Genomic DNA, 5,220 nt, shown 5'->3' on the forward strand with positions numbered 1-5,220 from the left:
CGACCGCTCCCGCCTCACCTGGAGCCAGGTCCTCGACCTCGCCCAACTGGTCACCGCCCGCGACGGAGTCTTCCTCCACCTCACCGCCCCCGCCACCACCGTGCACCAGCGACTCAAAGCACGCGACGGCCACGCTCCCGCCCTGCAGCAGATCACTGCCCTCGCCCATGCTTACCAACGCGCTTTCGACACCCTCAGCAGCCACGCACCTGTCCTGACGTACGACACCGCATCGAACACCAACCGTCCCCCTGGCTGACACCGGTACGGTTTCCGCCCATCAGCCTCTAAGGCCTCGCTAGGGTGCCCCGAGACAAAGGACCAGACTGTCAAGGGGACCACCGTGGACATCGCCGAGGCCCAGAAGCTCGCCTGGGAAAACAAACTCAGCAAAGGCTTCAACACCAAGGACGTACCCCTGGAGTTCGGACTCCTGACCGCAGAGGTCGGCGAGGCCTTCACCGCCTGGCGCAAGGGACTTCCCGACCGGGGCGAGGAACTGGCCGACGTGTTCCTGTACCTGGCCGGGCTCGCCCAGATGCAGGGTGTCAACCTGGACGAGGAAGTCGCACGCAAGATCGAGAAGAACGCGCGTCGCACCTATGCCCCGGGAGCCAATGGCACTCTCCTTCGAACCGCGGAGGAATAGGCTCACGAAAGCACGTCCGGACCGAGGCTGCGGCCCGCCGACCAGTGGCAGCGGATGTCGGCCGTCTGCGCTCTGAACTCGGGCTGAGGAAGGGGCGTACTGCCAGTGTGTGGGACCGGCGTCCTCGGCACTTCGCCGCCGAGGGTTGAGTCGTGGCGGCTCGCTTCTTCCGGGCGCAGCCCTCTCGGGGAGGGACAAGGCATGCCCGGGGAGCCGAAGGCGAGGTAGGTGCCGTCGCCTTCAACCGGATGGGCGCTGCCCTGTGAATCACGTCCATGCAGAAGTTGGCGGGCGCGCGTTGGGACCCTGTTCGAGAAGTGCTAGGTTACGCCGACAGAGGGGCGAGGGGGCCGGTTCGTGCTGATTCGCTGACACCCGCACGCACCGTATGTCGCGCGGTCGTCGTCGCCAGCGAGCCGACTGCCGTGGATACAGGTTCGACCACAAGTGGGGAACGTGGCGCAAGCAGGGTCGCATTCGGCGGCAGGCCAGATGACCGGATACCTCTACCAGTGCGAACTGGCCCTGCTGGAACTCGCCGAGCGCAGCTGGGACGACATCACGGTCGAAGTACGCATGGAAGTCCTCGACGACATCGAGTTCCTGTACCAAGACAGCCGCGACCCGTTCGTACTGCTGCAGTCTAAACACCGTGAGCGTGCCGGACGGCTGAGTGAGACGGGCAAGGACTTCTGGCGCTCGGTCGCCTCCTGGATCGACGCACTGACCGTGCTGGGCTGTCTTTCCGACGGAACGATGCCGCTGCTGCGGCTGGCCACCACCCAGGTCGCGGCCGAAGGCACCTTCCTTCACCAGCTCCGCCCCGCCCCCGGACGCTCCGTGGACGATGCCCTGGCCGGCCGGTGAAGCACGGCTGGTGGAACCGGGAGGAGACCGCGCGGGACAAGTTCCGGCGCTGGATCGGCGAGCGCGGCGGCAGGCCGGGCACCCGCGTCGTCCTCCTCGATGAGGAAACCGGTGGGGTGTTGGCCGACTGGCCCGACCAGTAGCCCCGGCATTGCCCGCGGAGTTACTCGTCGGCTGCGTCGTCCTCGGACTCCGCGTGGCGCACGGCCTTCTTCACGGCCTGCTCCAGCTCGTACCGGCTGATCTGGACGGTGGCGGCGTGTTCGGTGACGGCCGTGTGGAAGGCGGCGGACGCCTCGCGCCAACGGCCCAGGTGGGCGTCGTAGTCGTCACCGGTGAGGCCGGAGAGCCGGGCCCGTCCTGCTCGGCAAAGTGCTCCAGGCTGATCAGCTCGTCGGGGATCTCATGCACGGTCATGAATCGTGGGCCGCGCCGGTACTGCGCCAGCGGTTGCCCTTACCGGCCGATCGGGTGCAGCAGCGGCTGGAGAGCGGTGTCCCCTCTGGCTGGTGCCCGCACCTCGGCCCGTCCCGCTGAACCGAACCACGAGGCACTGAGCTGCGAGGGGGGAACGGAGGACATCAGCGGTGTGGTGGGCGACCCGCGCCCACAGCGCGCGAGAATCGGTGGTCAGGTGTGCTCGTCCGGCTCCCTCTGTTACCGGCGGGCGGCGTGCGGCATTCTCGTGCCCATGCGATCCGGGGGCATAGGAGAAGCAGGCGACGCCAGCAGGCGTAGACGCCGCCGGGCGTGGGTTCTGGTCGCGGGGGCCGTCGCGGCTGCCGGGCTCACGCTCGCGAAATGGGTTCGAGTGGGCGGTGGAGCGGACGTCGAACAGGTACTGGGAGCCATCGGGACTAGCGTGGGGCTGGTCGTCGGTGTGGCGTCGCTGTACATGTCGTGGCTCGGCTACCGGGCAGACCGGCGGGAGCACGCCGATGGTCTCGACCTGGCAGCCACGGCCGACGAACTGGCACGGGCGGTGGGTGCCCAGTGGCAGGCGGAGGCGAGTGTGCGCCGCCTCGATGACCCGTACCCGCTGCCGGTTCCCTGGCGACCCGCCTGCGCCAGCTTGGTGGACCCCTGGCACCTGCTCGTCCGAACGGCCACCGGAGCCGTCGCCGACCGGACCACGCTGCCACCTGCGTGGGCCCGCGGTCCCGAGGGCCTGGCCGGCAGCGACGCCGAGGTTGTGGAGGTCTTCACCGACCGCGTACCGGGCAAGCGCCTGCTGATCCTCGGCGAACCGGGCGCGGGCAAGACGATGATGCTCCTACGCCTTCTGCTGGGCCTGATCCGGACACGGCAGCCGGGCTCACCCGTCCCGGTCATCTTCCCCCTGGCCTCCTGGGACCCCGACCATCAGGAGCTCAGCGCATGGCTGGCCGATCGCCTCGCCACCGACTACCCGGGCCTGGCCGGACCGGCCCCTGCCCCGGCCACCAACGGCCACAGCCGACCCACATCGCGAGCCCGCGCGCTGCTGGACCAACACCTGGTCATTCCCCTGCTCGACGGAATCGACGAACTGCCCCCGCACACCCGTCCCGTGGCCCTGGACGCCATCAACCGCGCCCTGCCTCCCGGCACCCCACTCGTCCTGACCAGCCGCACCGCCGAGTACCGGGCCGCCGTCAGTGCGCCCGCCGGCGCTGGCGTTCCCGTACGCCTCACCGCGGCAGCCGGCATCGAACTCGAAGCCGTGGACCCCGGCGAGGCCGCCGCCTACCTGCGCCGCGACGCCGGCGGTGATGGCACCTCGTCCGCCGAGCGCTGGCAGCCCGTGCTCCGTCTCCTGCCCACCGACACCCCTGTCGGCCGGGCCCTGGCTACACCCCTGACGCTGTTCCTGGCCCGGACGATCTACAACCCGCGCCCCGGCGAACGCCCCACGATGCTTCCCGACCCGGCAGAGCTGTGCGACACCACCCGCTTCCCCACCGCCGCCGCTGTCCGTGACCGGCTTTTCGACGGCTTCCTCCCCGCTGTCTACCGCCCACTGCCCGGTCACCACCCGCAGTGGACGAGCCATCAGGCCCGCCGAGCGCTCACCTTCCTGGCTCGGCACCTGGAGGACGACCTGCACGGCAGCACGGACTTCGCCTGGTGGCAGCTGCGGCTGAGGGTGCCCGAAGCCACCCGACGATTGCTGACGGGCGCGGCCCTCGGCGCGGCGATGACCGCGCTGGCGCTGCTGGGCACCGGTCTCGTCATCCTCGCATCCCTCACCGTGGATCCCCAGGGGGACGTGTTGCTGATATTCGACTGGCCGCCTTTCCCGTTCCTCCTCAAAGGCGCGTTCCCCAGCTGGGCTCCGCGTTGGGAGTACGCCGAGGTGTGCGCCGCCTACCTGCCCGCAGGGTGGCTCCTCAGCCAGCTGTTCCGGCTCCGGCAACGAGACATCCCCGCAGTACAGGGCCGTTGGTCCTGGAACCGCAACTCCCTTTTGCTGGGGCTGGGGACCGGCCTCCTTGTGGGGATGGTGCTCGACGTGCTCCTCGATCGGGTGGCCGGCGTCGGCTGGGGTGCCGCAGCGGGACTCGTCTCCTGGCTGATCACTACATGGAGCGCATCACCAGCAGACCTCACCGCAGTGACGAGTCCCCGGCAACTGCTCCGACAGGACCACAAGGCCTTCTGGACCTTTGTGCGCACCGGCGCCCTCCTCGGACTCCTGACCGGGCTCCTCCTGGGGGTCCTCCTCGGCATCCTGAACTGGGACCTGTGGGAATTGGATCTCGTCGATGAACTGGTTCGCAACACCATCTTCTGCTGCTGCATCGGGCTGTGGAGCGGGCTCGTGCTCGGCTTGGCCGCAGCTGTCCACCGCACCGCCACGGGGGAATTCGCCCTGACCCGCCTGTACCTGGCTGTCCGCAACCGCGACATCCTGCCACGCCACCTGATGGCCTTCCTTGCGGACGCCCACCAGGTGCGGGGCGTCCTGAGACAGGCCGGACCCATCTACCAGTTCCGCCACGTCGACCTGCAACGACATCTAGCCCGGCGGACCTGAGATCTCACCATCCCGATGCGCAGCCGGCTCCTGATGCACCAACTCGTCGAGTTGGAGACGAAGTCCGCGATCGTCCGCGAGCCGGGGCCCACACGGGTGATCCGCCTTTCATCAGCGGCCCCGGCCGCTACCGCCTGATGCTCACCATGGACGGCCGACCTGGCCGTCTGGCCTGACCAGCGGTAGCTGTGGTGGCCGTTGAGGTTGCTCGCTGGTCGCGCCGGCGTCCGGCATCCGGAGCCGGACGACGCACGTCGCCGGTTCCCCCACCGGCCGATCGAGGGCAGCTCCTTACGGCAATCAGCCGGTTGTTGGCCCGGACCGACATCCGGCTGGGCTGCTCAGAAAAGCCGACATCCACGCCTGCGCGGAACCGGACCCGCCCGATGAACGTGCAGGCCGTCGCTCGTATCCCCTGATCGGGTAGAGGCTGCGGTTTCCCCCGGGCGCGTCGTATGGTTCCGCCGCTACGAAGAGCACGACCAGTGATCTCCGAAAGGACTCCGTCGTGCGCTTCGCCCGGACCACTGCCCTCGCCGCTGCCCTCGCGGCCCTGCTCGTCCCCGACGCCGCCACCGCCCATGCCGCCCCGGCCACCGACATCGCCAGGCGCGTTCCGGGCCGGACCGTCACCTTGCCGGTGCGCGACGCCCTGGCCGCTCTGCCCGTCCGCGATGAGGACCGCACC

Annotated in this window: 4 protein-coding genes and 2 pseudogenes; all 6 read left to right on the top strand. The window is 69.4% G+C overall.

Annotation, left to right across the window (positions count from 1 at the left end):
• Nucleotides 1-259, top strand: a pseudogene (locus tag ABD350_RS37770) (hypothetical protein); the annotation flags it as partial.
• 84 nt (nt 260-343) lie between these two features.
• Nucleotides 344-649 carry a nucleoside triphosphate pyrophosphohydrolase family protein gene (locus tag ABD350_RS37775; protein WP_344353979.1) on the top strand — a complete coding sequence of 102 codons (306 nt, stop codon included), beginning with the start codon at nt 344-346 and terminating at the stop codon, nt 647-649.
• A gap of 492 nt (nt 650-1,141) precedes the next feature.
• A complete protein-coding gene (locus tag ABD350_RS37780) occupies nt 1,142-1,516 on the top strand; it encodes a hypothetical protein (protein ID WP_344353981.1) in 375 nt (124 codons plus the stop codon).
• Complete coding sequence (locus ABD350_RS37785; RefSeq protein WP_344353983.1) at nt 1,513-1,659, top strand: hypothetical protein; 147 nt, start codon at nt 1,513-1,515, stop codon at nt 1,657-1,659. The genes ABD350_RS37780 and ABD350_RS37785 overlap by 4 nt, the downstream gene beginning before the upstream one ends.
• Nucleotides 1,660-2,327: 668 nt before the next feature.
• Nucleotides 2,328-4,532, top strand: coding sequence for an NACHT domain-containing protein (locus tag ABD350_RS37790; RefSeq protein WP_344353984.1), 2,205 nt, complete (start codon nt 2,328-2,330; stop codon nt 4,530-4,532).
• 508 nt (nt 4,533-5,040) lie between these two features.
• Nucleotides 5,041-5,220, top strand: a pseudogene (locus ABD350_RS37795) (HNH endonuclease); the annotation flags it as partial.

The sequence above is a fragment of the Streptomyces nogalater genome, assembly GCF_039532885.1.
In the GTDB taxonomy this organism is placed as follows: Bacteria; Actinomycetota; Actinomycetes; order Streptomycetales; family Streptomycetaceae; genus Streptomyces; species Streptomyces nogalater.

What these genes read in the sequence shown, in the direction of transcription:
- ABD350_RS37780 (WP_344353981.1), top strand. Translation starts at nt 1,142, where the DNA reads ATGACCGGATACCTCTACCAGTGCGAACTGGCCCTGCTGGAACTCGCC.